Here is a 25,685-nt window from a genome sequence, read left to right on the forward strand (position 1 = left end):
CTTCCTCTTGTATGAGTATGACGATTTCTTCGCTGTCGTTGCCGGGCCGCCTGGCCGGGGCTACCCTGCTGGTAAGCGGCCTGCTGCTGGCCACGGCAGCCCAGGCCCAGATAACAACGCCCCAGCCCAGCCCCAAAAGCACCGTAACCCAGCGCGTAGGCCTCACCGACGTCACCGTTACTTACTCACGCCCCAGCGCCAAGGGCCGGGCTGTATTTGGCACGCTGGTGCCGTTTGGCAAGCGGTGGCGCACCGGCGCCAACGCCACCACCACCATCAAGTTTTCGGACGATGTGACCGTGGAAGGCAAAAAGGTGCCGGCCGGCGAATACGGCCTCTACACCATCCCTAACAAGGCCGAATGGACCGTGGTGTTGAACAAGAACACCAAGCAGGGTGCCAACGTGGACGGCTTCAAGGACGACGAAGACGTGGCCCGCTTCACCATCAAGCCCTACAAGCTGCCGGCCAAGATGGAAACCTTCACCATCGGCTTCACCGACCTGACGCCCGCCACTGCCGCCGTAGACATGCAGTGGGAAACCACCGGCGCCAAGTTCAAGGTGACATCGGACGTGGAGCCCAAGGTGATGGCGCAGATTGAGGAGAAGGTTATCAAAAACGCCAATCCTGCTCCCAACGACCTGGCCGCCGCCGCCGTCTACTACCTCGACAACAACAAGGATATGAAGCAGGCCCTGGAGTGGATGCAGAAGGCCAATGCCACCGACCCTAAGTTCTGGAACGTGCACACCGAGGCTAAAATCCGCATGAAGATGAAGGACTACGCCGGTGCCACCAAAGCCGCGGAACAGTCGCGCACCTTGGCCCTGGCTGCCAAAAACGCCGACTACGTGAAAATGAATGAAGACTTGCTGACCGAGGCCAAGAAGGCCAACGGCGGCAAGTAAGCTCCCATTCAGCGTACCCATGAAAAGCCCCTGCCGGTTGCGACAGGGGCTTTTTTGTATCCTCCATCCACCTAACCAGCAACACAACAGCCCCGGAGGGGCAGTATGTCGGCAGGAAACGACGTCAATAAGATATGTTCAAAAGCCCCAGCGGGGCGACACCCTGGCGTCAGCAGACGGTGGTGTCGCCCCGCCGGGGCTTCATATTTACAACCATGTTGATTTCTACCGACATGCCGCCCCGCTGGGGCTGGCTCCTCTCACTTCTCACTTCTCACTTCTCACCTCTCACCTCTAGAAAGCACCCAGCTTCCCAGCATCACCAGGCCGCAGCCGATGATGTTGAACCAGAGGTAGCCGATATCGGTGCGCCAGAACAGGACCAGCACCAGCACCTGAGCTGCCACGGCCGACCAGAGCACGGCCCGGCCACCCACGCGCGGCAGGAAAAACGCCACCATAAAAATGCCCAGGATAGAGCCATAGAACAAGGAGCCCAGGATGTTGACAGCCTGAATCAGGTTTTCGAGGCGGGCGGCGAAGGTAGCAAAGCCGATGCCCAGCAGCCCCCACCCCACGGCCGCCCAGCGCGAGGCGCCCACGTAGTGCCGCTCCGGCTGTCCCGGCCGCGCCGGCTGGTACAGGTCCACGACGGTGGTGGAAGCCAGGGCGTTGAGGCCGGCGGCGGCCGAGCCCATGGCCGCACTCAGCACCACGGCAATGAGCAGCCCCACCAGGCCCTGGGGCAAGTAGCGCAGCACGAAAGTCAGGAATACGTAGTCGGTGTCCTTGGCTTCGGCCGTGGGTACGGCCCGCTTCAGCAGGGCCTGGGTTTCCTGGCGCAGACCGGCGGTGGCGGCGGTGGTGGCTTGCAGGCGGGTTTGGGCAGCGGCTATGGCTTCCGCGTTGTTGGGCTGGTGCAGGGCCTGCACCAGCTGGCCCGCGGCTTGGCGCCGGGCTTCAAACAGGGTGGCGTGCTGCTGCTCCAGCTGGCGCAGGGCCGGGGCGTGCTCGGGGGAGCCGGCCACCCGTTCCAGCACGGGACGGTTGAAGCTGAGCGGGGGCGGGTTGAACTGGTAGAACACGAACAGCAGTACCCCAATCAAGAGAATACCGAACTGCATGGGCACCTTGAGCAGGCCGTTCATGAGCAGGCCTAGGCGGCTTTCGCGCACGTCGCGGCCGGCCAGGTAGCGCTGCACCTGGCTCTGGTCGGTGCCGAAGTAGGACAGGGCCAGAAACAAGCCCCCGGTCATACCCGACCAGAAGTTGTACCGGTCGTTGGGGTCGAAGTGAAAATCTACCAGGTTGAGCCGGCCCTGGTGCCCGGCCACCAGCAGAGCGTCCTGGAAGCCTACCTCGGCCGGCAGGTAGTGCACCAGCAGGTAGCCGGCCACCACCATGCCCGTGAAGATGACGGCCACCTGGCCCTGCTGGGTGACAGCCACGGCGCGGGTGCCGCCCGCCACGGTGTAGGCAATCATCAGCCCGCCAATCAGCCACACCGTCAGCTGAATATTCCAGCCCAGAATGGCCGACAGCACCAGGGCCGGGGCGTACAGCGAGAGGCCGTTGCTGAGCCCCCGCTGCACCAGAAACAGCAGGGCCGTGAAGGTGCGGGTGCGCCTATCGAAGCGGCCTTCCAGGTACTCGTAGGCCGTAAACACCTGGAGGCGGTGGTAGATGGGCACGGCAAACACCGCAATCAGCACCATGGCCACGGGCAGGCCGAAGTAGAACTGAATAAAGCGCATGCCGTCGTCGTAGGCCTGGCCCGGCGTGCTTAGAAACGTAATGGCCGAGGCCTGGGTAGCCATGATGCTCAGCCCGATGCCCCACCACGACGCCTGCCGCCCGCCCAGCAGGTAGCCGTCCAGCGACTGGCCGGCCCGGCGCGTGCGCCAGGTGCCGTAGCCCACGATAAACAGCAGCGTGCCGCCCAGCACCAGCCAGTCGAGAATACTCATGCCGAAAACGCGCGGGTGAGGTAGGTAAACAGAACGATTTCGGCGGCCAGGGCCCCCAGCACCAGCCAGTACCAGTGGCGCCAGTTGGTGGTGTCGGGAACCTCACCCCCTAGCCCCCTGTCGTTCGCCTCACCCCCCCGGCCTCCCTCTCCGAAAAGGGAGAGGGGGGGGCCTGATGGTTTATTGTGCTCTGTAGGAGTACTGTTATTCATGGAATGGACTAAAATTAGAGCTAGTTTCTAGTTCCCCCTCTCTTCTGGAGAGGGGGCTAGGGGGTGCGGGCCGCAGCCAGCCGGTCAATACTTCAAAAACGCAGGTCAACACCAGCGCCACATACACGGCGGCTACTACGTCGCTGAGCCAGTGCATTTCCAGCGCCACCCGGCCCGCGGCTACCAGGCCCACAAAACCTAGCAGCCACGGCCGGGCCGGCGGAAACCGAAGCGCCAGCGGCAGCAATAGTCCTGCCACCCAGGCCGTGTGCCCGGACGGAAATGCGTCGAACCGCCCGGCCGTTTGCCAAAAGCCTGCGTCCGGTGCCATACCGCTCAGCACCTCCAGCGGGCGAGGCCGGTTGAAATACGGTTTTAGCAGCTTCGTCGCCGCTTCGCTGCCCACCAGCGTCAGCAGGGTCACAAGCCAGACGGTGCTATGCGGCCGGCGCAGCAGGCGGAGCACCAGAAACAAGAGCAGCAAAGCCAGCCAGCCGACGGGCAGACCATGGTAGAAAAGCAGCTGCTGCAGCGCTTCAGACACCCACATAACGCCCGCAAAAAACGGTTTCAGCAGCGCCCCATGCTCGTGCACGAAGCGGGCCAGCGGCTCATCAACGCCGTCGATACTCAGCAGAAGCAGAGGTAACGTAAGCAGCGTGGCCCGGAGCAGCAGGCGTAGATAATGGCGAGTGGGCATTTGTTGTAGTAAGTCGGCGCACGAGCAGCGCAGGTAGACACGTGTGACGCAACTGATAGTAGAGTAGTAGAGACTGGCGCGAGTTTAGCGCAGCGTAACTCGTGCCGATAATGCCAGGAGGCTGCGCCTCCCCACGCCAGAACGACCGACGCCTGCTCCTGGTGGCCTGGTACCGGCTTGCCGCTGGCGCGGCAGTGGAGGCCCAGCCTCCACGTTATTGTCGGCACGAGTTACGCTGCGCTAAACTCGCGCCAGCGGTGCTTAACTCAGCGTTACTTGCCCAGCGACACCAGGTTGGTGAACAGGCGGTAGGCGCCGGGCACGCCGGCGGGCAGCTCGCGGAAGAAGCTCAGGCCGGTGTAGATGTAGTGGCCCTTGCCGTAGGGCGCCACCAGGATGGCGCTTTCCTTGGGCGTTTCGCCGGGGTCCTGGGAGCTGATGACGGTCTGGTACTTCGGGTCCCACTGACTGGGGTAGTACAAGCCTTGCTCCTGCACCCAGCCGTCAAAATCCCTGGTGCTGATGCGGTTGGGGCCCGCCAGCACTGGGTGCTGAGGATTTAGCAGTTTCACCGGAGCATTTTCCACCGTCACGCGGTCCGAGGACAGCTTCAACGGGTAGGGGCCGATTTCGGGCAGCACCACCCCGCGGTTCGTGACGTACTGCACCACCAGGTTGCCGCCGTTTTCGACGTAGCGTAACAGGGTGGGTTGCAGGGTTTTGAGGCGGTCCACGGTGTTATAGGCCCTTACCCCCAGCACCACGGCGTCGAAGCGGCGCAGGTTCTGGTCGGTCAGGTCTTCGGGCTTGAGCAGGGTCACGGTGTAGCCGATTTGGCGCAGGGCGTCGGGCACCTCGTCGCCGGCCCCCATCAGGTAGCCGATTTCCTGACCGCGGCGCTTCAGGTCCAGCTTCACCAGCGGGGCCACGGCTTCGGGGAAGAGAATCTGGGTGGGAATATGGTTGTACTCGATGGCTTGGTAGCCGCGCGAATACGCCTGCCCATCCACCGTAGCCACGGCCCGCAGCTCGGCGCGGCCCTCGGCGGCTCCCGCCCCTGGTTGCACCCGGAACTGCACAGTCTGCTCGGCGTCTTTGGCCCCCAGCTCAAATGGAATGCTGGCTGGCTCGGCTTTCCACCCGGCCGGCAGCGTGAGGGCCAGCGTGCCTTTTACGCCTGCCTTGCCGGCCCGCAAGGTCACGGGAATGGTCTTGGGCTGGGCGTCGGCAAACACGTAGGCCCGGCCGGCAATGTTCACCATCACGGGCGGCACCACGGCCAGCGGGCGGTACTTCTCCCCTTCTACTGGGTCGGTGCTTTTGTATTGAACGGGAACGGTAATCGGCGTCAGCTCGTCACTTTTCAAAAAAATACCAAGCTCAGCTACGAGTGGGTTCTCAGGCAAGCCAATTAATTCCCGTTGCGGCACATCTTGCTTGCCGTTGAGGACCTTTGTTTTCTTTTTTTCCACAAAAAGCTCAGGTACCCGCAGAACCGACAATGGCGGGTAAATGGTGAACCCCTGATAGCCTATTGCATACTTATTGGGCAGCTTGTACATGCCGGTGGTGCCCACCTCACGCAACCAATATGGTTGTGTGCTGGTGATAAAAGAAAATATGTTGCCGCGCACATTAACTCGCGCAGCTTTGCCAACCTCAATTTTGAGGGGGCCATTCATAATAGTATCTGCATTCAGGCCGCCGATTGACAACAGGGCGGTAATCTCTATTGGCTTAGCAGACCTGTTCGTTACTTCCAGCGTCATGCGCATCGGCTGGCCTGACACAACAGAAGCTTCCGAGGCAACAACTTCGGCATAAATGCTCCGGCACGCCCAAATAAGGCTCTCCACCTCAGTGTATTTTTCTGCTGGCCAAAAATCTGTTTTCGCCGGCTCTGTTGGTTTTTGCTGAAGCGCCTCCCGCACCTTTAGCAGCCCCGCCACACTCGCCGCCGGGTCGTTAGGGTCGTACTTCCGAATCACCTCGTCTATCATCTTCCCAATGGCCGCACCGCCGGGCACCCGGTTCCAGGTCAGGTCCACGCCGTCGAACAAATCCGTCTTGGCCGGCTCGCCTTTCAGCAGCTGTAGATACTCCAGGGCCTCGCCGCGCTGGGCGCTGCTCCCGAAGCCCTGGCTTTTGTGCTGGGAGCGGCTGCGGGCGGCTATTTCGCCGTAGCTCTGGCCTAGCAGCGGGTTGTAGCCACCGGCGTCGAGCTTGAGGTAGCCGCTCAGGTCCTCACCGGGCTTCACGAAAAAGGAGCCGGTGTTCCAGAACAGGCGCTTGGGCTGCCAGGGCTGCACGTATTGCAGCTGCTCGGGAAAGCGCTTCGGGTCGCCGGCCGCCGAGAAAGCCTCGATGGCCAGCAGGCAGGAGGCGGTGTGGTGGCCGTGGCCGGCGCGGGCGTCGGGCGGGAAGCGAGTAATGAGCACGTCGGGGCGGCGCTGCCGAATGGTCCACACCATATCGGCCAGCACCTGCTCCTTGTCCCAGATGGTGAAGGTTTCCTCGGCGGTTTTGGAGAAGCCGAAGTCGTTGGCGCGGGTAAAGAACTGCCGGCCCCCATCAATGCGGCGGGCTGCCAGCAGCTCCTGGGTCCGAATCACGCCCAGCCCCTCGCGCAGCTCCGGGCCGATGAGGTTCTGGCCCCCGTCGCCGCGGGTGAGGCTGAGGTAGCCGGTTTCTACCAGGCGGCCGTTGGCGAGGTAGGCAATCAGGCGGGTGTTTTCGTCGTCGGGGTGGGCGGCAATGTAAAGGGCCGAGCCCAGCACGTTCAGCTTTTTTAGCCCCAGCAGAATGTCACTGGACGACCAGACCTTGGGCGCCTGGGCAGCGGCGGTGAATGCGTGAATAAGCGAATGAGTGAGTATAGCCGCCAGCAGAGCGGCGCGAAGCAGACGAAGGCGCATTCGGAGCAGAAAATGAGGCAGGGTGGTAAAGATACTGTGGCGCAGCGGTGTAGTGCGAATTATAGCTACCTCAAGTTGCAGAGCAGCTAAGACTAGAGCTAGGGCTAGTTCCCCTCCTTGGAAAGGAGGGGCTAGGGGTGGTTGATGGGCGTCTGAGTTTCTGGATCTAGTTGCCTCACCCTCACCTTCTCTCCGCAAAAGGCAGTGGTTCTAGTTTCTAATGTTCGTTCTACTGGTAATCAACCACCCCTAGCCCCTCCTTTCCAAGGAGGGGAACTAGCCCTAGCTCTAGTCTTAGCTGTAGGTAGCTACGAAGTTCGCGCTATAGCCTTGCCCGCTTTTCGCCAACTTGCGTACATCCTGCTTTCTGTCTGCGTTTGTTCTCGATTTGATGTCGTTTCCTCTTCGCACCCTGGGCCTGGCCTTGCTGCTGCCCACGCTGGCCCTGGCCCAGCAACCTACCTCCCCTCCCGCACCTGCTGCCACCTCTTCCCAATGGTATCTGCTCGACCCCGAGCAAGATAAAGCCATGGGCATCAGTGCCCGCCGCGCTTACCAGGAGCTACTGGCCGGCCGGCCCAGCCAGCCCGTGCTGGTGGCTGTCATCGACGGGGGCATCGACAGCACCCACCAGGACCTGAAGCGGGTGCTGTGGCGCAACCCGCGCGAGGTGCCCGGCAACGGCCAGGACGACGACCGAAACGGCTACCCCGACGACGTGCGCGGCTGGAACTTCCTGGGCGGCCCCGACGGCCGCAGCATCGACGTGGAAACCCTGGAAGACACCCGCCTGCTGGCCCGCCTCCAGCCTCTGTACGCCGGCAAAACCCGCACTGCCGTGCCGACGGCCAAGCGCGCCGAGTACGACTTGTACCTCAAGGTGAAGAAAAGCTACGAGGCCAAGGTGAAGGAAAACACCGACCGCCTCAAGGAAATGCAGCAGGCCTACGACGACACCCGCCAGGGCGCCGAAGGGCTGCGGCAGGTGCTGGGCGTAGCCCGCCTCGACACGGCCACCCTGCGCCGCCCTCCCTCCCAGGACCCGGCCCTGCTGCGGGCCACCTCGGGCCTCTACGCCAACCTGCGCCAGGCCGGCTACGGTGCCCTGGAAGATGTGCTGGAAGAAATTCAAGACGGCATTAAGGAGACGAAAAACCTGCTCGACTACGGCCTCAACCCTAAGTATACCCCCCGCGCCGAGGTGGTGCAGGACCGCCCCGACGACGTGCAGCAGCGCACCTACGGTAACCCCGACTCCCACGGCCCCGACCCCGGCCACGGCACCCACGTGGCCGGCATCATCGGCGCCGACCGAGAAAACGGCCTGGGCATCGACGGCGTAGCCGGTAACGTGCGGCTGCTAGCCGTGCGGGCCGTGCCCAACGGCGACGAGCGGGACAAAGACGTGGCCAACGCCATTCGCTACGCCGTGGACCAGGGGGCTCAGATCATCAACATGAGCTTCGGCAAGTACTACTCGCCCCAGCGGGCAGCCGTGGAAGACGCCATCCGGTACGCGGCCAGCAAAAACGTGCTGCTGGTGCACTCGGCCGGCAACGAGTCGCAGAACCTCGACCAGCAGGTGCAGTATCCAGCGTCGGTGTACCAGAATGGGCAGCGCATTCCAAATATGATTACCGTGGGTGCCTCGGCCCGCACCAACGACGAGAACCTGGTGGCCGAATTTTCCAACTACAGCAAAACGCAGGTAGACGTGTTTGCGCCCGGCTCCCAGATTTACTCCACCCTGCCCCAGGGCCGTTTCGGCAACATGAGCGGCACCAGCATGGCCGCGCCGGTAGTGTCGGGCATGGCGGCGGTGCTCAAGTCGTACTTTCCGCAGCTCACGGCCGAGCAGCTCAAGCGCATCATCCTGGCTTCGGCCGCGCCCACCCACACCCGCGTGCGCCAGCCTGGCTCCGACAAGCTGGTGGACTTCGCGGACCTGTCGCAGACCGGCGGCGTCGTGAACCTGTACCGCGCCGTGCAGCTGGCCCAGCAGGAAAGCCAGACCACCGGCAGCCGCTAAGGGGCAACTTGCTCCCTTGTAACTCAAAAAGCTCAACGCCTCTGCTGTACAGCGGAGGCGTTGAGCTTTTTGAGTTATGCGTTTCTTCTTTACTGAAAAGCCAGCCACCACCAGCTGGCTTGCGCCCCTGCTACAGGCAGCTTAAGCGGCAGCAGCCACGCGCCAAACGGGCATCTGAATAGGAGTCGAAACCCGGCGCTGCCGAACAGCCCGGGGACGGCTGGGCAGCAGCAGCAGCGCCACCAGTAGGGCCCAGTTGAGTACCGGCGTAATCAGCAGGATGGCGTAGAAGCCGCTACGGCCTATGTCGTGCAGGCGCCGCACGGCTAGCCCGGCCACCAGCGCCGTGCTTACCAGCCACAGGCCCGAGGCCAGCAGCACCGGCGGCAGCTGGCCCGTGGGAGTCAGGGCGTAGAGCAGTACCAACGGGAGCAGCACCGGAAATATTTCCAGCGCAAACGCTACACGGCCCTGCCGCCCCCGTACCAAGGAGTAAAGTTGTATCAACCGCCACTGAGTTAGCGCCGCCGACGTTGGCGGTGGAGTTCAGCATTCAAAATTCTTGCCAGGTACGGCCAGGGTACCAGCTCCTGGCCGGGCGCTAAGCTCAAGGTGGCGTTTATTCCTGGCTACACCAGCTCAGGCCACGATGCAGCGACGTGACCCGGCGGTCGGCGGAGCCACGGGGTGCGTTGCTACACCGTGGCCTAAACTGCCACAGGTCCCCTGGGTCTTGCTACCTTCGTTTTATGGCCGATTCTCTTTTTCTCTCTGAGCTATATATCTATCCTGTGAAGTCCCTGGGCGGCATCCGGCTGACGGAGGCCGAGGTAACGCTGCGGGGCCTGCGCCACGACCGGCGCTGGCTGATTGTGAACGAGCGAAACCAGTTCATGACCCAGCGCAAAACGGCAGCCATGGCCCACCTGAAAGTGGCTCCCGCCTACAATGGCTTTCTGCTCAGCCATCAGCAGCGCCCCGATTTGCTGCCCTTGTTCGTGCCCTTCGAGGCCACGCCCGAAAAAACGGTGTTCGTGACCATCTGGGACGATATGGTATTTGCCTGGCGGGCCCGCCCCGAGTGCGACGAGTGGCTGAGCGAAGCGCTGGGCCAGTCCTGCAAGCTGGTGTACATGTCGGACATGGTGCGGCGCGACGTGGAGCCCGACTTCAACCCCGAGGGCCAGCTGGTAAGCTTCGCCGATGCCTACCCCTATCTGCTGATTGGGGAAGGCTCCTTGCAGGAGCTGAACGGGCGGCTGGCCGAGCCCGTGGGCATGGACCGGTTCCGGCCCAATCTGGTGTACCGCGGCGGCGGGCCGTTTGCCGAGGATAGCTGGGGCGAGTTTGCGGTGGGCGACGTGGCTTTCCGGGCCGTGCGGGCCTGTGGCCGGTGCGTGCTGACCACCATCAACCAGCACACGGCCCAAAAACACGCCCTCGGTGAGCCCCTGCGCACCCTGGCTAGCTACCGCACCCACGAGAGCAGCGTCCTGTTCGGGCAGCACGTCACGGCCAGCGGCCCCGGCCACATCCGCGTCGGCGACCGTATCAGCGTGCGGAGCTACAAGGCCTGAGGGCAGTTTCTGGATGCGCATGGACGGCAGGCTCGTTACGGGCTTGCCCGGTGTGCTATGCTTTCTTATGAAAGCATAATTGTGCTTTGTTTATATAAACTCAACCGCCTACATTTGAAAAATCAATCGAATCTAGGATAATCCTAAATTCGTATAAGCTGGCCCGCGGGCTTCGGGTCCGCCGTTTGGTTTGCTTTTCTGTTGTGCCGCCGCTCGGTGGCTTCTGCCTCGCACCCTAACGCTCCACCTTATGCACTTTTTGTTACGCTTCTCTTTTCTGTCCGGCTTCCTGCTGCTGTGGTGCCTGCCCACCGCCTTGCGCGCCGCCGATGATAGCCCGGCGCCGCAGCTGCACGAACCCTGGCACCAGGTGCTCGTTCGCCACGTCACCCCCGACGGGCGCCTCGACTACAGCGGCATGCGGAAAGAAGTTGACCGAGTGCGCAGCTACTTGCACAGCCTGCGCCAGGTGAAGCCCAACCCCAAAACCTGGACTCCGGACCAGAGCAAAGCCTTTTGGATTAATGCCTACAATGCTGCCGCCACCTACCTCGTGTTGCAGCATTACCCCGTCACCAGCATCAACGACATCCGCGTGAAAGGCGCGGGCGGCTCGAAGTCGCCCTGGGAAGCGCCGGTGCTGAACGTGGGCGGGCAGGCGTACTCGCTCAACCAAGTGGAGGTGCTGCTGCGCAACCAGTTCCACGACCCGCGGGTGCACTTTGCCCTGATGTACGCGGCCGTATCGTGCCCGCCCCTGCTGGCCGGGGCCTACGACGGAGCCCACCTCAACGAGCAGCTCGACGAGCAGGCCCGCCGCTTCATCAACGACCCGGCCTACAACGAGTTACAGCCCAACCAGGTGCGGTTGTCGGGGTTGTTTGAGGCTTACGCCACGGAGTTTGGGTCGGGGGCTTACCTGCTCGATTTTCTGAACCGCTACGCCCGCACCCCGGTGCTGCCCACGGCCCGTATCGAGTACCTGTCGTTTAGCTGGGCCCTGAACGACCGGACCAGCCTGAGCCGCTCCCAGGCGCTGGGCCAGCACTAGCCGCGCCCACGCCAACCTCTGCCGTAGCCGCCCCGTACCGCTTGCAGTGGTGCGGGGCGGTGCTTTTGGTGCCGGCGCCGCGCCGCAGCCTCAGCCCTCCCCCACCCGTATGCACCTTTCCCTGGTTCTGGATTTCCTGCGTGCCCTAGCCGCCGACAACAACAAAGCGTGGATGGACGCCCACCGGCCTGACTACCAGCGGGCCCGCGCCGAGTTTACCACGCTCACCACCGAGCTGCTGCGCCAAGCTCAATCCTCGCTGGCCCCCGAGCTGCGGGGCCTTAGTGCCCAGGACGTGATGTACCGCCTGCACAAAAACGACCGTTCGCAGCGCGACCCCGAAACCTACAAGCGCCACATGAGCATGGGGCTGAAGCAGGGCGGGCGCCTGAGCCCCTGGGCCGGCTATTACCTGGCCCTGGAGCCCGGCGGCGAGTCGTACGTGGGGGCGGGCCGCTGGGAGCCGGAGCCGCGGCAGCTGGCTGCCATCCGCCAGGAAATCCACTACAGCCCCGACGCCTTTCACACCCTGCGCCAGGCGCCCGACTTCGTGCAGCACTTCCCCGCCGGCCTCGACCGCATCGACATGCTGAAAACTGCCCCCAAAGGCTACGACCGCCACGACCCCGACATCGAATGGCTGCGGCTGAAGCGGTTTTTCGTGTGGGCGCCCTTCACCGATGCTGAGGTGCTGCGCCCCGACTTCCCGGCGCGGGTCCTGGCCGCCTGGCACGCCGCCCGGCCCTTCGTCCATTTCCTCAACGAAGCCATGCGCGAGGCTACCTGAGCTGCGTCGCCTGCTTTGCCAAGCCAGGCCCAACAGCTTTGGAGGCTGGCGGCCCTAGTCCTAGTCGGGTAGGCAGTCGATATTAGACCGTCCTGCTGAGCGCAGCCGAAGCATCTCTACTTCTGACGAGAGAACGAAGCGGTAGAGATACTTCGCTACGCTCAGCAGGACGGTCTAGGATCAGTTGTTTTAGAACAGGCCAAACAGGGTGCTGTTGATTTTGTCGATAATCACGCTCAGGTCCTCGGGGTTGTTGACGTAATCGAGGTGGTTGACATCGACGATGAGCAGCTTGCCGTGCTTGTACTGCCCGATCCACTCTTCGTAGTGCTCGTTCAGGTGCTTGAGGTACTCAATCTTGATATTGTTCTCGTAGTCGCGGTTGCGCTTCTCAATCTGCGACACCAGCTTAGGCAGGTCGGCTCTGAGGTAAAGCAGCAGGTCGGGTGGGTCTACCATGCTGATCATGGAGTCGAACAAACCCAGGTAGTTCTGGTAGTCCCGCTCAGTCATCAGGCTGGAGCGGTGCAGGTTGGCGGCGAAGATGTGCGCGTCCTCGTAGATGGTGCGGTCCTGAATTACGCCCTTGCTGGCCTGCTGCAACTGCTTGATTCGCTGGGTTTGGCGGAAGCGGCTATTCAGAAAATACACTTGCAAGTGGAAGGCCCACCGCGGCATGTCGTCGTAGAAATCCTTTAGGTACGGATTATGATCGACATCTTCCAGAAACACCTCCCAGTTGAAATAATGCGCCAGTTTGTTAGCCAGCGTGGTTTTGCCGGCGCCAATGTTGCCGACGATTGCAATGTGCATGAGCGAAGCGCAGAAAATTAAAACGACCCGCAAAAGTAAGGCTTGCCTCCAAACCCAATATTCTTTTCGCCGAATGGCCCGCGGGCGTAGCTGTATGGTTATATTTACTTACTCCGCTCCGCTTATCTGCTGAAAACAAACTCCGTATGCTACCGCTGACTATGCACCGCCTGGGCACCATCACCGATGCCCACGGCCACCCGGTGGTGGATGCCCACTACTCCCCCGATCATCACGTGCTGTATGTGCAGTGGTTCGGCAACCTGACGGGCCACGAGGTGGTATCGGCCACGCAAGAGCTGCTGAAGTTCCGGTCCCAGTACCGCCTGCCGCTGCTGCTCAACGACAAGAGCCAGGCCACCGGCGACTGGAGCGACGCCATCGACTGGCTCGAATACGAGTGGCTTCCCCAAGCCGTGCAGGAAGGACTGCGCGCTATTGCCTACGTGTTTTCGCCCGATGTGCACAACCAACTAGTCAGTCTGTCTTTTCTGGAGCGGATGCGCCAGTACGTGCCCATTCGGGCGTTTGGCACGGTGCCGGACGCCTGGTTGTGGCTGCGCACCCAGCCCCGCACTCACCGAGGCGCCACGTCTCTCGGTAAGCCGTCGGCATGAGGCGCTACCAGGCCCGGCCACCGGTAACCCACGTTGCCGACCAGCATCAGACGTAAATAGCCAGTTGCCCTGCCTGGCAAATAGGGAAACTGGCCCTAGCTCTATTGCTCCGGGTTACTCGCGCATCACGTCTTTCACGTCGCGGGCTTTTTCCAGGGTGCGGAACTCGCCCTGGAGGCTGCGGATGCGCAGGCGCTCTTCCAGCGGCAGCTGCTCGCGCACCTGCTCGTAGCGGGCATTAAGGCGGCTGAGCACGGCACTGGCAGCACTCCAGTCGGCCTGGGTCCAGTTTTTCCGGTCGGCGCGCATGGTTTCGAGCAGGCGCAGGTACAGGTCGGGCAGCTCGGTGGGGCGGGCGCGGCTGATGTTCACGTCCTCGTTGAGCAGGCGGCGCTGGGCCTGCTGGGCAGTTTCGGGGCGGCGGGCAGCTTGGTCGAGGCTGTCCTGGCGCGTGGCCCAGCGTTGGTAGCGGGCCTTCTGGGTAGAGTACTCGCGCTTCGACTCCGCCGTGAGGCTGTCCACGGCCCGGTCGAGGCGGCGGCTCTGGCGGTCAAACTCGGCCGTGACTTTGGGCATTTCGCGCCGGGCGCTGGCCTCGGCCCGGTCCAGCTTGTCGTTTACCCAGTCGCTGAAGATGCGCAAGTCGCGCTCCACCCCCGATGCGGTGGCTGAGCCCGGTGTCGGCCGGGGTTGCTGCTGGGCGTAAGTGGCGGGAGCCAGCAGCAGGCCGGCGGCGAGCAGGGCTCCTGAGAAAAAGGCGTGTTTCATAGGAAGGAATGTGGGCGGAACAAGTGAAACGGCGGCGAACAGCCGCCTAGTGCGCCCTGACTGGCAATTTCCGTCCCAAACTACTGCTGCGGACCGGCCCAGGTTCGGTTTTCCGCCGAAAAATGCCGTTTTTGCCAGCTATGTCAACTGCACCTCCTCCTTCACTCCACGTCCAGCCCGCTAGCCTTGCCGATATCCCGACCATCGTTGAACTGGCCGAAGCTACCTGGGAGCCCACCTACCGCTTTATCCTTTCCAAGGAGCAGATTGACTACATGTACCGCGTCATCTACACGCCGACCTCGCTGAAACGGCAGATGACCGAGCAGGGCCACTGCTTTGTGCTGCTCTACGACGAGGAGCAGGCCTGCGGCTTTGCATCTTACTCGGCCAAGGAGCCGGCCGGTACGTTTCACCTCAACAAAATCTACGTGCTGCCCTCTCACCAGGGCCGCGGCCTGGGCCAGCTGTTGCTGCGGGCCGTGGAAGCCGCCGTGCGCGCCACCGGTGGCACCATGCTGGAGCTGAACGTCAACCGCCACAACCCCGCCCAGGCCTTTTACGAACACGAAGGCTTCCAGCGCCACCGCGAAGAAGACATTCCCATCGGCCCGTACTGGATGAATGACTACGTGATGCGGAAGAAGTTGAATTTAGGGACTTAGGACCTTAGGGGCTTGGGGTCTTAGATCATGTTCGACTACAGCTGTCATCCTGAACCTAGCCAAAAGTCCTCTCCTGTCAGCCCGAGGCGTTTTTCCGGCTGTCGTTTCACTACCAATCGTCTTTGGGCCGAAGGTCCTTCGCGGCGCTGACCTTCGGCTGCGCGGACGCGGGATGACCAAAGGTCAACTCACTACTCAACATTACCACCTCACTACTCACCATTTCACCTCATCAACAATGGCAACCAAACTCACGGTACTTAGTAATGGCTCGCTCCGCGTGGAGGGCACTGATTTCGAGCTGGTAGATGCCCAGGGCCAGCCCTACGGCCTGGCGGGCCGGGAACGAATCAGTATCTGCCGCTGCGGGTTGTCGGGTAACAAACCCTTCTGCGACGGTTCGCACAAAGGCCACTTCGAGCACGACGCCACCGCCTTCGACCTGCCCGCGCCGGGCACCCCGGTGAAACCGGCAGTGCCGCCCGCCACGCCGTCGGATGCCGGCGGTATGCCGCTAGGCAGCGTATAGGCGGCATAAACTTGTAACGCGAACCATAGGAAGGCGACGGCCAAGTTCCACTTCGCGAGGCGTTAGAACATCGTCGGTAGCAAAGATCTGACGGTGCAGACGGCCCGCGAAGTGGAACTTGGCTGTCGCCTTCCTATGGTTCGCGTTACATGATATGGTGCTTTACAGCTGTCTGTGAAAAGGTTGTCTGCACGGAGTAAAGACGCGAACCGCAGGAAGGCGACAGCCGAGGGTCGTGCCTCTATTCCGTGCAGACGACCGAAACACTTATCCTAAGCCTTTGCAAACAGCTCGTTGACGAAGGCTACGTACTCCTGGCGGGCTTCTTCCTGGGATTTGCCGCGCAGGCCGGCCCAGGCGTCGTACTTGGCAATGGCTTTGAAGTCGAAGCCTCCGGGCCGGTCGCCGGAGATGTCGCCCTCGCTGCCTTGCTTGTAGAGGGCGTAGAGCTTGAGCAGGGTCATGTTGTCGGGTTTGGCGGGCAGTTCTTTGCTGCGGGCGGCAGCGGCTTCAAATTCTTCGGGCGTGGCCATGCGAGGAGCTGATGAGAAAGTGAGATTGATAGACGCAAGCTGCCGCAGAAGCAGCTTACGCGGCAAAAGATACGGTGCGCGGCCGATATAGGCGGCATGCAGCGTTTCTGGAACTCGTATCTTGGCTTTCTCGCCGGACATTCCATCTACTTTCCTTCTTTTCCATGCTGAAATCTGTACTGCCGATTACCCTGGCGCTGGGGGGCGCCTTGCTGCTGGCGCCAGCCGCCCAGGCCCAGAAAACCTACCTGCACTGCGGCCGCCTACTCGACATGCGCCAGGACCGCGCCCAAACTGAAATGACCGTGGTGGTGGAAAACGGCCGCATCGTGGCCGTGGAGCGCGGCTACACCGCACCGGCCGCGGCGCAGGATAAGGTTGTCGACCTGAAAAACCGCACCGTGCTGCCCGGCCTCATCGACTGCCACGTGCACCTGGAGGGCGAAACCAGCAAGGACAACTACCTCAAGGAATTCACCCAGAACCCCGCCGACGTGGCCTTTGGCGCCCTGGAACACGCCCGCAAAACCCTGCTGGCCGGCTTCACGACGGTGCGCGACCTGGGCGGCTCGGGCGTCAACATTGCCCTGCGCAACGCCATCAACCGGGGGCAAGTGGTGGGGCCGCGCGTGTTTACGGCCGGCAAGGCTATTTCGGGCACGGGCGGCCACATGGACCCCACCAATGGCTACCGCCTCGACCTGATGGGCATGCCCGGCCCGCCCGACGGCGTAGCCAACGGCCCCGACCAGGCCCGGCAGGCCGTGCGCGAGCAGTACAAGCGCGGGGCCGACCTCATCAAAATTGCCAGCACCGGCGGGGTGTTGTCGGTGGCCAAAGACGGCTCGGCGCCCCAGTTTACCGAAGACGAAATACGGGCGGTGGTGGAAACGGCGCGGGATTTTGGCCTGCCGGTGGCCTGCCACGCCCACGGGGCCGAGGGCATGAAGCGGGCCATCCGGGCGGGCGTGACCAGCATCGAGCACGGCACGCTGATGGACGACGAAACCATGAAGCTGATGAAGCGGTACGGCACCTGGTACGTGCCCACCATTACGGCGGGCAAGTCGGTGGCCGACTCGGCCAAGATTACGGGCTACTACCCGCCCCTGGTGACGCCCAAAGCCCTGGCCATCGGGCCCAAGCTACAGGGCACGTTTGGGCGGGCCTACAAAGCCGGGGTGAAGATTGCCTTCGGTACCGATGCCTCGGTGTTTCGGCACGGCGTGAATGCCCTGGAGTTCCGCTACATGGTGGAGGCGGGCATGCCGGCCGTGGAAGCCTTGCGCAGTGCCACCGCGGCGGCGGCCGAGCTGCTGGGCCAAACCGCCAACCTCGGCACCCTGGAGCCCGGCAAGCTGGCCGACGTGGTGGCCGTGCAGGGCGACCCAACCCAGGATATCAACGCCATGCAGCAGGTGAAGTTTGTGATGAAGCAGGGCGTGGTGTACCGGCAGGAGTAACTCGTGTAGCACATGTAAGAATAGTCATCCGCTTGTAAGCAGCCGCTGGCCCGAAGCATAATCCGCGCCATCAGATACCTACCCATCAGCCTTCACCTTCTCGCGTCGTCATCAAACCCACTGCTTCTTCACGTGCTTCTGGCTCCCGGCTGCTGCGCCTGCTGGGGCTCGGGTTTGGCCTGGCCATTGTGGTGGGCGGCACTACGGGCACGGGCATCCTGGTGACGCCCGCCGAAATAGCCGCCGCGGCCGGCTCGCCGAGCCTTACGCTGTGGTACTGGCTGATTGGGGGCGGGTTTACGCTACTGGCGGCTTTGCAGCTGGCTGAGCTGGGCGCCATGCTGCCCCAGGCCGGGGGCTGGATGGGTTACGCCGAGCGGGCTTTCGGGCGGTACGTGGGCTACGTGGTGGGCTGGAGCGACTGGGTGAGCAGCTGCGTAACCGGTGCCCTGGTGGCCCTGCTCAGCGCCGAGTTTCTGAACCAGCTGCTACCGGCGGGCTGGCCTCTCTCGCCCAAGCTGGGAGCCTTGCTGGTGGTAGCGGGCTTTGGGGCGGTGCAGTGGTGGGGCCTGCGCGCCGCCAGCCGCACCCAGGAGCTGACGTCGGTGCTGATGGGCGGGGTGCTGGCCGCCGTGCTGGTGGGCTCCTGGCTGCTGCTGCCGGCGGCTCCCGCAGCGGCCCAGCCGCCCACCTCCGACGCGCCCACGGCCGCCGCGGTGGTAGCCGCCTTTCAGGCCGTGGTGTTTGCCTACGACGGGTGGTACGCCGCCATCTACTTCGCCGAGGAAGACTACGACCCCGCCCGTGACTTGCCCCGGTCCTTGCTGCTCGGCGTGGGACTGATTCTGCTCACCTACCTGGCCCTAAACGCCGAGCTGCTGCGGGTGCTGTCGTTCGGGCAGCTCACGGCCTCGCCCCTGCCCCTGGCCGACGTAGCAGCCCGGCTGGCCGGGCCCGCGGGCCGGGTGGCCGTGCTGGGGCTGGCCTTGTGCGCCCTGGGCGGAGTGCTGAACTCGGTGCTGCTGATGGCCACGCGGGTGCTGTTTGCCCTGAGCCGGGACGGCCTGCTCAGCCCACGCCTGGCGCGGGTGTCGGCGGCGGGCACGCCCCGGCCGGCGCTGGCCGTGGCGGTGGTGGTTACGGCCGTTTTGGTGCTCAGCGGCACGGCCGAGCAGCTGCTGGCCATTACCAGCATCCTGTTTGTGGCCTACTACGCCACGGGTTTTGCGGCGGTGCTGGTGCTGCGCCGCCGGGAGCCGCACCTGCCGCGCCCCTTCCGGGCCTGGGGCTACCCGGTCACGACGGGGGTGGTACTGGCGGGAGCCGGGGCGTTTCTCGGGGCCAACATCCTGGCCGATCCGGGTAGCAGCTGGTGGGCCGGGCTGCTGGTGCTGGTCAGCTACCCCGCCTACCGCTGGGTGCGGCGGGGGCGTGAGGCGGCGTAGCCGGCGGCACCTGCCAGTGGCCTGCGCCGCCGGTGGCTGCTCACTACCTGGAAACAGGTATATGATATAGGTAGGTCTTTCTATAGATTCGCCCTCAATTCCTAGCTTTTCACGCGCTTCTCTATGCTTCGTTACTCTATCCTTGCCGCCGGCCTGCTCCTGGCTGGGCAGGTGGCGGCTCAAAACGAGCTGCCCAGCACTCCTCAGCCCGGCAATCTGCCAGGGCCCGCCACCCGTCCGGCCCCGGCGGCTCCTACTCCGGTCTTCGCGCCGGAGCGCACCAGCCTGTACTCCCGCTCCACGCTGGGCATCGACCTGGGCTGGGGCGCTCCTTACGGCTGGGGTATCAGCTACGCCTACCTGGTGGGCCCCGGCACCGACGTTACGGCTGGCCTGGGCATCGGGGTGGGCGGCAAAATAGGCATCGGGGTGCGGCACTACCTGGCGCCGCTGCACAAACTCTCGCCCTACTTCGGCCTGAACCTGGCCCGCACCGGCCGCGTCGATGAGGTGACGCTCACGCTCGACGAAGGCCTGCCTACGGAGGAAACCGTTACCTACGTGCAGCCGCCCAGTGGGGTGCTGCACCTGCGCTCCGGGCTGCGCTGGCAGCCGGGGCGGGTGGGCCTGCTGGGCACGCTGGGCTACGGTGTGCGGCTTTCCGGCGACCCAGCCACCTACGCCGCGCCCGGCTCTACCCCTTCACCACGCATGCGGCAGCTGATGCGCATCATCGGGCCGGGCGGCCTCGAAGTTTCGCTGGGCATGGCCATTGCGCTGAGTCCGCGCTAGGCAGTGGCCGGGGCCAGGGCGGGCGGGGTGTTGTATCCCTGCCCGGCCTGGTTTGCGTATGGAAGGCTTTCGTTCTGAATTTTCCTTCCGTACCTATGAAAAAAGACGTTCCGGCTACTCTGGTCAAAGAATTTATCAAGCATAAGCTTACCCTGGCCCTGGCCGAAAGCTGCACCTGCGGCATGGTTGCCTCCCAGCTGGCGCCGGCCGAGGGCGTCAGCAATGTGCTGCTGGGCTCCGTCGTAACCTACCACCCTGAGGCCAAGCAGCAGCTGCTAGGCGTGAAGAAGTCCACGCTTACCACCTACTCGGCCGAAAGCCAGCAGACCACCAACGAAATGGCCCAGGGCCTGCACCGCCAGCTGCCCCACGCCGATGTGTGCGTGGCCGTAACCGGCCTCTGCGGCCCCGGCGAGTCGGTTACGCCCGACAAGCCCGTGGGCACCGTTTTCGTTTCCATCCTCTTCCAGGGCCAGGCCCACGAGTACCGCCAGCAGTTTGAAGGCACCGGCGACCGGGTGCGCGAGCAAGCCACCGAGTTTATCTACCAAAAGCTGCAAGAGCTGCTGAACCGCCACCAAGACGCGCCGGGGGAGTGAGTTTTTAGAAGTGAGAAGATAGAGGTGAGAAGCGAGAAGTGAGAAGTGAGACAGGAGAATAGTAGCCCCAGCGGGGCGGCACATCGGTAGAAATTAGCATCTAATGCATGTTCAAAGCCCCAGCGGGGCGACACCTACGCGTTGTGGGTGTCGCCCCGCTGGGGCTTAGTGGTTCTTCTGCTTTAACCTTTGCTACCGATATGCCGCCCCGCTGGGGCTACACATCTACCTTCACTCATTTACTCACTTACTCATCCACTCATTCGCTCATTTTCCCCTCCTCACCAGCATGAGCTTGAGGTTGAGCCGAACTACGTCGCCCATGGTGCGGCAGGAGGTGAACTGCTGGGTGGCGTGGTGGCGGTTTAGCTCGACTTTCAGCTGCTCCACTTTGGCGGGCGGCGACACCTCATCCTGGCGCAGGCAGTCGATGAGGTCTTTGAGGCGGTACCGCTCGGAGCGGGCCCGGCGGGCCATCAGGGTACGTTCCTCGGCCTGGTACTGCCGGATGGAGTCGGCGGTGAGTAGCTGGCTGCACAGCTGCACCACGGGTCGGTTGTCCTTGAAAAACTGCGGCAGGTACATGGTTTTCTTGCCCTCGTAGCACTGCTGGTCGAAGTCGATGGCCCGCACGCGGTACTGCTCGTCCTCGAAGTCGGGGGTGATGTCGACCACGTAGTTGTAGGCCCGCATGTCGCCGAGCAGGCGGGCAAAGCACCGCTCGTTGAACTTGACAAACTCCTTGGCGATGCGCACCTGGTTGAGGTGGGGCCGCGGCAGATGCTGGCGGATAAAGTCGTCGCCGGGGATGCCGGCAATGTGCTCCTCAATCAGCGTATCGCCGCTTACTAGGTAGTTCATGGAGTTGGGCGATAATACGTGTTCCAGCTCCAGGCCGTACACGCGGGAGGCATCGGCTCGCTTCACGTAGAAGTAGTCGTAGTTGTCGTTGAGCTGGTTGACGATGCGCACCCGAAACGGGTTGGAGTTGCCGAAGCGGCAGTAGTCGATACGGTCGGCCAGCAGGTGGTCGGTAAACGACAGGTCGCCGGCCGTTTTCAGCAGGGCATACACCTGGGCCAGGCCCTCGCTCAGCTCACGCAGCATGTGGGGCTCGTAGAACACAGTTTCCCACAGGGTATCGCGCCCCTGGCGGTCGAGCAGCGGAAACGCCCCGGAGATGCGCGTCAGGTCGGCGTAGGTTACAGGCAGGCTGGTTTCCCGGTCGTAGCGGTGCAGGTACTCGCGCAGCGGCCTCGTAATGGCGTAGCTGATTTTCTTCTTGGAAATGGCAGTCAAAGGGCGATGGTGGTGATGAAGTGATGGGACGATGAAACTGGCGGCCGACTTCTGGCCTATGGCGAGGCGTCGGCCCGCCGGTGGATGGGGTCAGTTTTCCGACTGATAGTCACCGAAGGCAGTCAGCAGGCACTGCGCCGTATATCCTGGTAGTGGGCCAGAAAGATGTAACGCGAAGTTGTACTTCGCGACGTGTTAGAACAAAATCGTGTGGTAACGCGCTAACGCGTCGCGAAGTACAACTTTGCGTTACAGTCTTCTAGCGCAGGCAACTGCCTCACGTGGCTTCTACGGCCGATAACCGCCTTCAGCGGCTGCCAGCCGGGAAACTGGCCCCAGCCACTGGCGGGCTGACGCCTCGCCACAGACGGGAAGTCGGCCGCCAGTTTGTCGCCAGCTCATCAATCATCTTGTCGCTCATTCTTTAAAACGTCTAACTTCGCGGAGCTACATCTTTTACTTTGCGCCGCGCTATGAAAAAACTGCTGCTCACGAGCTTTCTACTTCTCTTGTGTCCGGTATTGTCGCCGGGCTGGGGCTTTTTTGCGCACCGCACCATCACGCAGCTGGCCGTGTACTCGCTGCCGGCTCCCATGCGCGGCTTCTACTACCGCCATATGCCGGAGCTGGTACACCTGAGCACTGCCGCCGATGAGCGCCGCGACGCCGAGCCCACGGAGGCCAGCAAGCACTTTATTTACATGGACCACTACGGCGACGACCCGTTTGGGCTCATGCCCAAAAGCTGGGACAAGGCCACGGCCAAGTACACCGCCGACACCTTGCAGAAGTACGGCACCATGCCCTGGGCCATCCTGGGCGTGAAGGAAAAGCTGACGGAAGCCTTCCGCCAGCGCGACACGGCCGCCATTGTGCGCCTCTCTGCCGACCTGAGCCACTACGTCGGGGATGCGTATGCCCCGCTGCATACCACCATCAACTACGACGGGCAGCTAACCAAGCAGGAAGGCATTCAGACCCTGTGGGAGCATAAACTGCCCGAGCGCCACATTGCCGAGTATAAGCTCGACAACGAGCCGGCCAAGTACGTGAAAGACCCGTTGTCGGCCATTTGGCAAGTGGTGCAGGAGTCGTACGGCTTCCTGGGGGCCACCTTTGACTTTGAAGAGCAAGTTACCCGCAAGTTCACGCCCGAAACCAAATACGTTTTCAGCCATAAATACGGCAAAACCCGCCGCGCCTACTCCGATGCTTTTGCCGATGCCTACCACGAAAAGCAGGTGGGCGGCATGATAGCCTTCCGGCTGCGGCTGGCTCCCACGCTGGTCGGCTCCCTGTGGCTGACGGCCTGGAAAGACGCCGGCAGCCCCGACCTTAACGGCCTGCTCGCCAAGAAACCCACCAAGGAGGAAAATGAAAAGCTGGATGAGGAGCTGAAAGCTTGGAAAGACAACCAGCTGGTTTCCCAGCAGATCCTGGCGGCGCTGAAAAAGGAAAAAGCCCGGGAGCGGCCCGACCTCATCAATGCGGCCAAGGACATGCCGCCCCCTCCCACCGAGGAAGCTGCCGCTCCGGCGGCTACGCCGGCCGCCGCGCCGGCCGCGGGAGCCCCGCCCGTGCCCGGCGCCCCCACCCCGCCCGCGGGCACCGAGAAAGTGAAGGTGAAAGCCAAGCCCGCCGACGGCCCCGCCCAAAAAGCCAAAACCAAAGCCGCCGACAAACCCGCCAAAAAGAAAAAGCCAGCCGCCGACGGCTGGGATACCCCGGCTGGCTCCGGCTGGTAAGGGCCACATCGGAAGACGGCAGCGGAGCGACGAAAGCGCCAAAACGGCTGCATCTTTTCTTTTGCGCGAGTATTTCTCGGGCCTCCACGCACCCACAAGGGCTTGCCAGCTGGCAGGCCCTTGCTGGTTTATGCCGGATGAGCTTTGCCGCTAACTGCCGTGCAGCCAGCCAGATGCAGAAAAAACCACGGTTGAGCTAAAGTAAACCTACCATCGTTAATAGGTATAATACACTGTAAATCAGAGCTATATAATCAGACAAAAGCCCGAATTCTGTACCGCTGCCCGTGGGTGCCAGCCGTACTGCTACCTGAGCTTACTGGCTTCGTGCTCTTTTTTTCAACCAACTCACTCACGCTATGATCCTACGCTATGACCGGCTGGCCGTAGAGCTGCCCAAACCCAAAAATCCGTCGCCCAATGACGCGGCGGCGGTGCAGGAACTGCTCGGCGGTAAGTACGGCGAGATGTCGACGCTGATGAACTACACGTTCCAGTCGTTCAATTTCCGCGGCCGCAACCGCCTGCGGCCCTTCTACGACCTGACCTGTAGCATTGCGGCCGAAGAGTACAGCCACATCGAGGCCGTAAGCTACGCCATCAACCTGCTGCTCAATGGCCAGACGCCCCGCGGCAAAGACCCGGTGCCCGGTCCGCTCAAGGAAATGGCCGACGCCCGCAACTCTTACCACTTCCTGAGCAGCGCCCAGGCAGCCGTGCCCTTCGACTCGATGGGCAACCCCTGGACCGGGCAGTACGTGCACGCCAGCGGCAACCTGAAGCTGGACCTCTTGCACAACTTCTTTTTGGAGTGCGGGGCCCGCGCCAACAAGATGCGGGTGTACGAGATGGTGACGGACCCCTGCGCCCGCACCATGATAGGCTACCTGCTGGTACGCGGCGGCCTGCACGTGGTGGCTTATGCCAAAGCCCTGGAGAAACTGACCGGGGTGGAAGTAAGCAAGCTGGTGCCCGTACCCGACCTGAGCAACGACGCCTTCCCGGAAGCCAAGAAGCTCCAGGACCAGCAGAAGCTGCACCTCAAGCTCTACACCTTCAGCCCCGACGACTACGGGCAGGTAGGTCAAATCTGGAACGGCCAGCACCCCGAAGATGGTCAGCCCCTGCAAGTGCTGCAAGGCGGCCTGATGGGCGTGCCTTACCCCGAGCTGGATGAGGAGCCCCAGCTCAGCTCGCCCGGCGCCGACGACTACGACCCCGAAATGTTCAAGGACATAGCCAAAAAGATGGGCGTGAAGCTGTAAGTTCTATCTGCTGCGGCAGCTACAACCCGTAGACACCCAACTCGTCAGCCGCACTAGTGGCGGGCGGGTTGGGTGTTTTTTTGGCAGCGTGGTAGAAGTCCCACGTGTCAGCTACCAAAAACGGATTACAATTTTTTAATCCTCTCGTCATCCACACGCGCAGTGTCTGGTGCCGAGTGCCAGTTCTGCGTAGCTTCGGCCCGTTGAAGATTCATTCCACGCTTACACGCTCTGGTATGGCTGGCTCTGTCTTGCTGCGTACTTCCCTGCTCCTGGCCGTATCGGTGGCTGCGCTGCCGGCCTGCAATCAGTCGCCGCCCGCGGCCGAAAAGCCGGACGCTCCGGCGGGGACGCCGCAGGTGCCCGGCCCCGACCTTACGGCCCTTACCGACTCCAACGCCGCGGCCCTGCTCACGGCCTACTGGCAGCAGCACCCGGCCCGGGAGGTGCTGCTCCAGACCCGGCACGGCAACATGCGCATCCGCCTCTACGACGACACGCCCATCCACACGGCCAACTTCCTGCTGCTCAGCCGCAAAGGGGTGTTTAACGAAACTGTGTTCAACCGCGTGGTGAACGGCTTTGCCATTCAGGGCGGCACCTCCGACCACCGCACCATTCGCATCCGGGAGTACCGCCTGCCGCCCGAAATCCGGCCCCAGCACTTCCACAAGCGCGGGGCCGTGGGCATGGCCCGCTACGACGGCAAAGAAAACCCCGGCAAGCTGTCCTCCAACAACGACTTCTACATCGTGCAGGGGCAGAAGCTGACGCCCGCCCAGGCCCAGGCCGCCGCCGGCCGCAAGCTCACTCCGGAGCAGCTCCAAGCCTACGCCACCATAGGCGGCACCCCCAGCCTCGACGGCCAGTACACGGTGTTCGGCGAGGTGGTCGAAGGCCTCGACGTCATCGACAAAATTGCCGCTGAGCCCGTGGATACTGACAAGTGGCCGAAAAAGGACGTGGACATCAAGGTGAAAGTATTGTAGGGGCGCGTTGCACG

At 62.9% G+C, this 25,685-nt stretch carries 23 protein-coding genes; 15 read left to right on the forward strand and 8 right to left on the reverse strand.

Going from position 1 to position 25,685, the window contains the following annotated elements:
- Window positions 1-17 precede the first annotated feature (17 nt).
- Window positions 18-911 (forward strand): DUF2911 domain-containing protein, encoded by an 894-nt coding sequence (locus OIS53_RS09460; RefSeq protein WP_264682155.1) that lies wholly within the window; start codon window positions 18-20, stop codon window positions 909-911.
- A 281-nt stretch (window positions 912-1,192) separates the two neighbouring features.
- Here the strand turns inward: OIS53_RS09460 and OIS53_RS09465 are convergent, their stop codons facing one another.
- From OIS53_RS09465 to OIS53_RS09475, 3 genes are all read right to left on the reverse strand, one after another.
- On the reverse strand, window positions 1,193-2,878 hold the full coding sequence (locus OIS53_RS09465) for a sodium:solute symporter family protein (RefSeq protein ID WP_264682156.1): 1,686 nt from the start codon (window positions 2,876-2,878) through the stop codon (window positions 1,193-1,195).
- A gap of 204 nt (window positions 2,879-3,082) precedes the next feature.
- Complete coding sequence (locus OIS53_RS09470; protein ID WP_264682157.1) at window positions 3,083-3,790, reverse strand: phosphatase PAP2 family protein; 708 nt, start codon at window positions 3,788-3,790, stop codon at window positions 3,083-3,085.
- Window positions 3,791-4,062: 272 nt separating this feature from the next.
- Window positions 4,063-6,705, reverse strand: a complete 2,643-nt coding sequence (locus OIS53_RS09475; RefSeq protein WP_264682158.1) for a PIG-L family deacetylase — start codon at window positions 6,703-6,705, stop codon at window positions 4,063-4,065.
- Window positions 6,706-7,096: 391 nt separating this feature from the next.
- Between OIS53_RS09475 and OIS53_RS09480 the strand changes: the two genes are divergently transcribed.
- Entirely contained in the window at window positions 7,097-8,734 is a 1,638-nt protein-coding gene (locus OIS53_RS09480) for a S8 family peptidase (protein ID WP_264682159.1), read from the forward strand.
- A 141-nt stretch (window positions 8,735-8,875) separates the two neighbouring features.
- Here OIS53_RS09480 and OIS53_RS09485 read toward each other — a convergent pair whose 3' ends face one another.
- Complete coding sequence (locus OIS53_RS09485) at window positions 8,876-9,241, reverse strand: DUF805 domain-containing protein (protein ID WP_264682160.1); 366 nt, start codon at window positions 9,239-9,241, stop codon at window positions 8,876-8,878.
- Between the two features lie 242 nt (window positions 9,242-9,483).
- Here OIS53_RS09485 and OIS53_RS09490 point away from each other — a divergent pair, with 242 nt between their 5' ends.
- From OIS53_RS09490 to OIS53_RS09500, 3 genes are all read left to right on the forward strand, one after another.
- Complete coding sequence (locus tag OIS53_RS09490; protein WP_264682161.1) at window positions 9,484-10,311, forward strand: MOSC domain-containing protein; 828 nt, start codon at window positions 9,484-9,486, stop codon at window positions 10,309-10,311.
- A 250-nt stretch (window positions 10,312-10,561) separates the two neighbouring features.
- Complete coding sequence (locus OIS53_RS09495) at window positions 10,562-11,362, forward strand: DUF547 domain-containing protein (protein ID WP_264682162.1); 801 nt, start codon at window positions 10,562-10,564, stop codon at window positions 11,360-11,362.
- Between the two features lie 109 nt (window positions 11,363-11,471).
- Window positions 11,472-12,149 (forward strand): DUF2461 domain-containing protein, encoded by a 678-nt coding sequence (locus OIS53_RS09500; RefSeq protein WP_264682163.1) that lies wholly within the window; start codon window positions 11,472-11,474, stop codon window positions 12,147-12,149.
- A 189-nt stretch (window positions 12,150-12,338) separates the two neighbouring features.
- Here OIS53_RS09500 and OIS53_RS09505 read toward each other — a convergent pair whose 3' ends face one another.
- Window positions 12,339-12,962: a deoxynucleoside kinase gene (locus tag OIS53_RS09505; protein ID WP_264682164.1), complete on the reverse strand. Its 624-nt coding sequence runs from the start codon at window positions 12,960-12,962 to the stop codon at window positions 12,339-12,341.
- Between the two features lie 146 nt (window positions 12,963-13,108).
- Here OIS53_RS09505 and OIS53_RS09510 point away from each other — a divergent pair, with 146 nt between their 5' ends.
- The gene (locus OIS53_RS09510) at window positions 13,109-13,579 is read left to right on the forward strand and encodes a hypothetical protein (protein ID WP_264682165.1); all 471 of its coding nucleotides are present in this window, start codon (window positions 13,109-13,111) and stop codon (window positions 13,577-13,579) included.
- Window positions 13,580-13,693: 114 nt separating this feature from the next.
- Here OIS53_RS09510 and OIS53_RS09515 read toward each other — a convergent pair whose 3' ends face one another.
- A complete protein-coding gene (locus tag OIS53_RS09515; protein ID WP_264682166.1) occupies window positions 13,694-14,347 on the reverse strand; it encodes a DUF6565 domain-containing protein in 654 nt (217 codons plus the stop codon).
- 140 nt (window positions 14,348-14,487) lie between these two features.
- Between OIS53_RS09515 and OIS53_RS09520 the strand changes: the two genes are divergently transcribed.
- Both OIS53_RS09520 and OIS53_RS09525 read left to right on the forward strand, forming a co-directional pair.
- Window positions 14,488-15,012 (forward strand): GNAT family N-acetyltransferase, encoded by a 525-nt coding sequence (locus tag OIS53_RS09520; RefSeq protein WP_264682167.1) that lies wholly within the window; start codon window positions 14,488-14,490, stop codon window positions 15,010-15,012.
- Between the two features lie 238 nt (window positions 15,013-15,250).
- Complete coding sequence (locus OIS53_RS09525; protein ID WP_264682168.1) at window positions 15,251-15,541, forward strand: CDGSH iron-sulfur domain-containing protein; 291 nt, start codon at window positions 15,251-15,253, stop codon at window positions 15,539-15,541.
- 272 nt (window positions 15,542-15,813) lie between these two features.
- Here the strand turns inward: OIS53_RS09525 and OIS53_RS09530 are convergent, their stop codons facing one another.
- Window positions 15,814-16,074: an acyl-CoA-binding protein gene (locus OIS53_RS09530; RefSeq protein WP_264682169.1), complete on the reverse strand. Its 261-nt coding sequence runs from the start codon at window positions 16,072-16,074 to the stop codon at window positions 15,814-15,816.
- Between the two features lie 164 nt (window positions 16,075-16,238).
- Here OIS53_RS09530 and OIS53_RS09535 point away from each other — a divergent pair, with 164 nt between their 5' ends.
- The 4 genes from OIS53_RS09535 to OIS53_RS09550 all read left to right on the forward strand — a co-directional run bounded on the left by OIS53_RS09535 (window position 16,239) and on the right by OIS53_RS09550 (window position 20,373).
- Window positions 16,239-17,537 carry an amidohydrolase family protein gene (locus OIS53_RS09535; RefSeq protein WP_264682170.1) on the forward strand — a complete coding sequence of 433 codons (1,299 nt, stop codon included), beginning with the start codon at window positions 16,239-16,241 and terminating at the stop codon, window positions 17,535-17,537.
- A 188-nt stretch (window positions 17,538-17,725) separates the two neighbouring features.
- The gene (locus OIS53_RS09540) at window positions 17,726-18,982 is read left to right on the forward strand and encodes an APC family permease (protein ID WP_264682171.1); all 1,257 of its coding nucleotides are present in this window, start codon (window positions 17,726-17,728) and stop codon (window positions 18,980-18,982) included.
- A 123-nt stretch (window positions 18,983-19,105) separates the two neighbouring features.
- Entirely contained in the window at window positions 19,106-19,774 is a 669-nt protein-coding gene (locus tag OIS53_RS09545; RefSeq protein WP_264682172.1) for a hypothetical protein, read from the forward strand.
- Window positions 19,775-19,869: 95 nt separating this feature from the next.
- Window positions 19,870-20,373 (forward strand): CinA family protein, encoded by a 504-nt coding sequence (locus OIS53_RS09550; RefSeq protein ID WP_264682173.1) that lies wholly within the window; start codon window positions 19,870-19,872, stop codon window positions 20,371-20,373.
- Between the two features lie 267 nt (window positions 20,374-20,640).
- Here the strand turns inward: OIS53_RS09550 and OIS53_RS09555 are convergent, their stop codons facing one another.
- Window positions 20,641-21,672: a hypothetical protein gene (locus OIS53_RS09555; RefSeq protein ID WP_264682174.1), complete on the reverse strand. Its 1,032-nt coding sequence runs from the start codon at window positions 21,670-21,672 to the stop codon at window positions 20,641-20,643.
- 473 nt (window positions 21,673-22,145) lie between these two features.
- On the opposite strand from OIS53_RS09555, the gene OIS53_RS09560 reads away from it, so the two are divergent.
- The 3 genes from OIS53_RS09560 (at window position 22,146) to OIS53_RS09570 (ending at window position 25,671) form a co-directional block, all read left to right on the forward strand.
- Complete coding sequence (locus OIS53_RS09560; protein WP_264682175.1) at window positions 22,146-23,417, forward strand: zinc dependent phospholipase C family protein; 1,272 nt, start codon at window positions 22,146-22,148, stop codon at window positions 23,415-23,417.
- Between the two features lie 359 nt (window positions 23,418-23,776).
- Window positions 23,777-24,682: a manganese catalase family protein gene (locus OIS53_RS09565; RefSeq protein WP_264682176.1), complete on the forward strand. Its 906-nt coding sequence runs from the start codon at window positions 23,777-23,779 to the stop codon at window positions 24,680-24,682.
- Window positions 24,683-24,918: 236 nt separating this feature from the next.
- A complete protein-coding gene (locus tag OIS53_RS09570) occupies window positions 24,919-25,671 on the forward strand; it encodes a peptidylprolyl isomerase (protein WP_264682177.1) in 753 nt (250 codons plus the stop codon).
- Window positions 25,672-25,685: the final 14 nt, after the last annotated feature.

This window comes from Hymenobacter sp. YIM 151500-1 (genome assembly GCF_025979885.1).
Lineage (GTDB): Bacteria > Bacteroidota > Bacteroidia > Cytophagales > Hymenobacteraceae > Hymenobacter.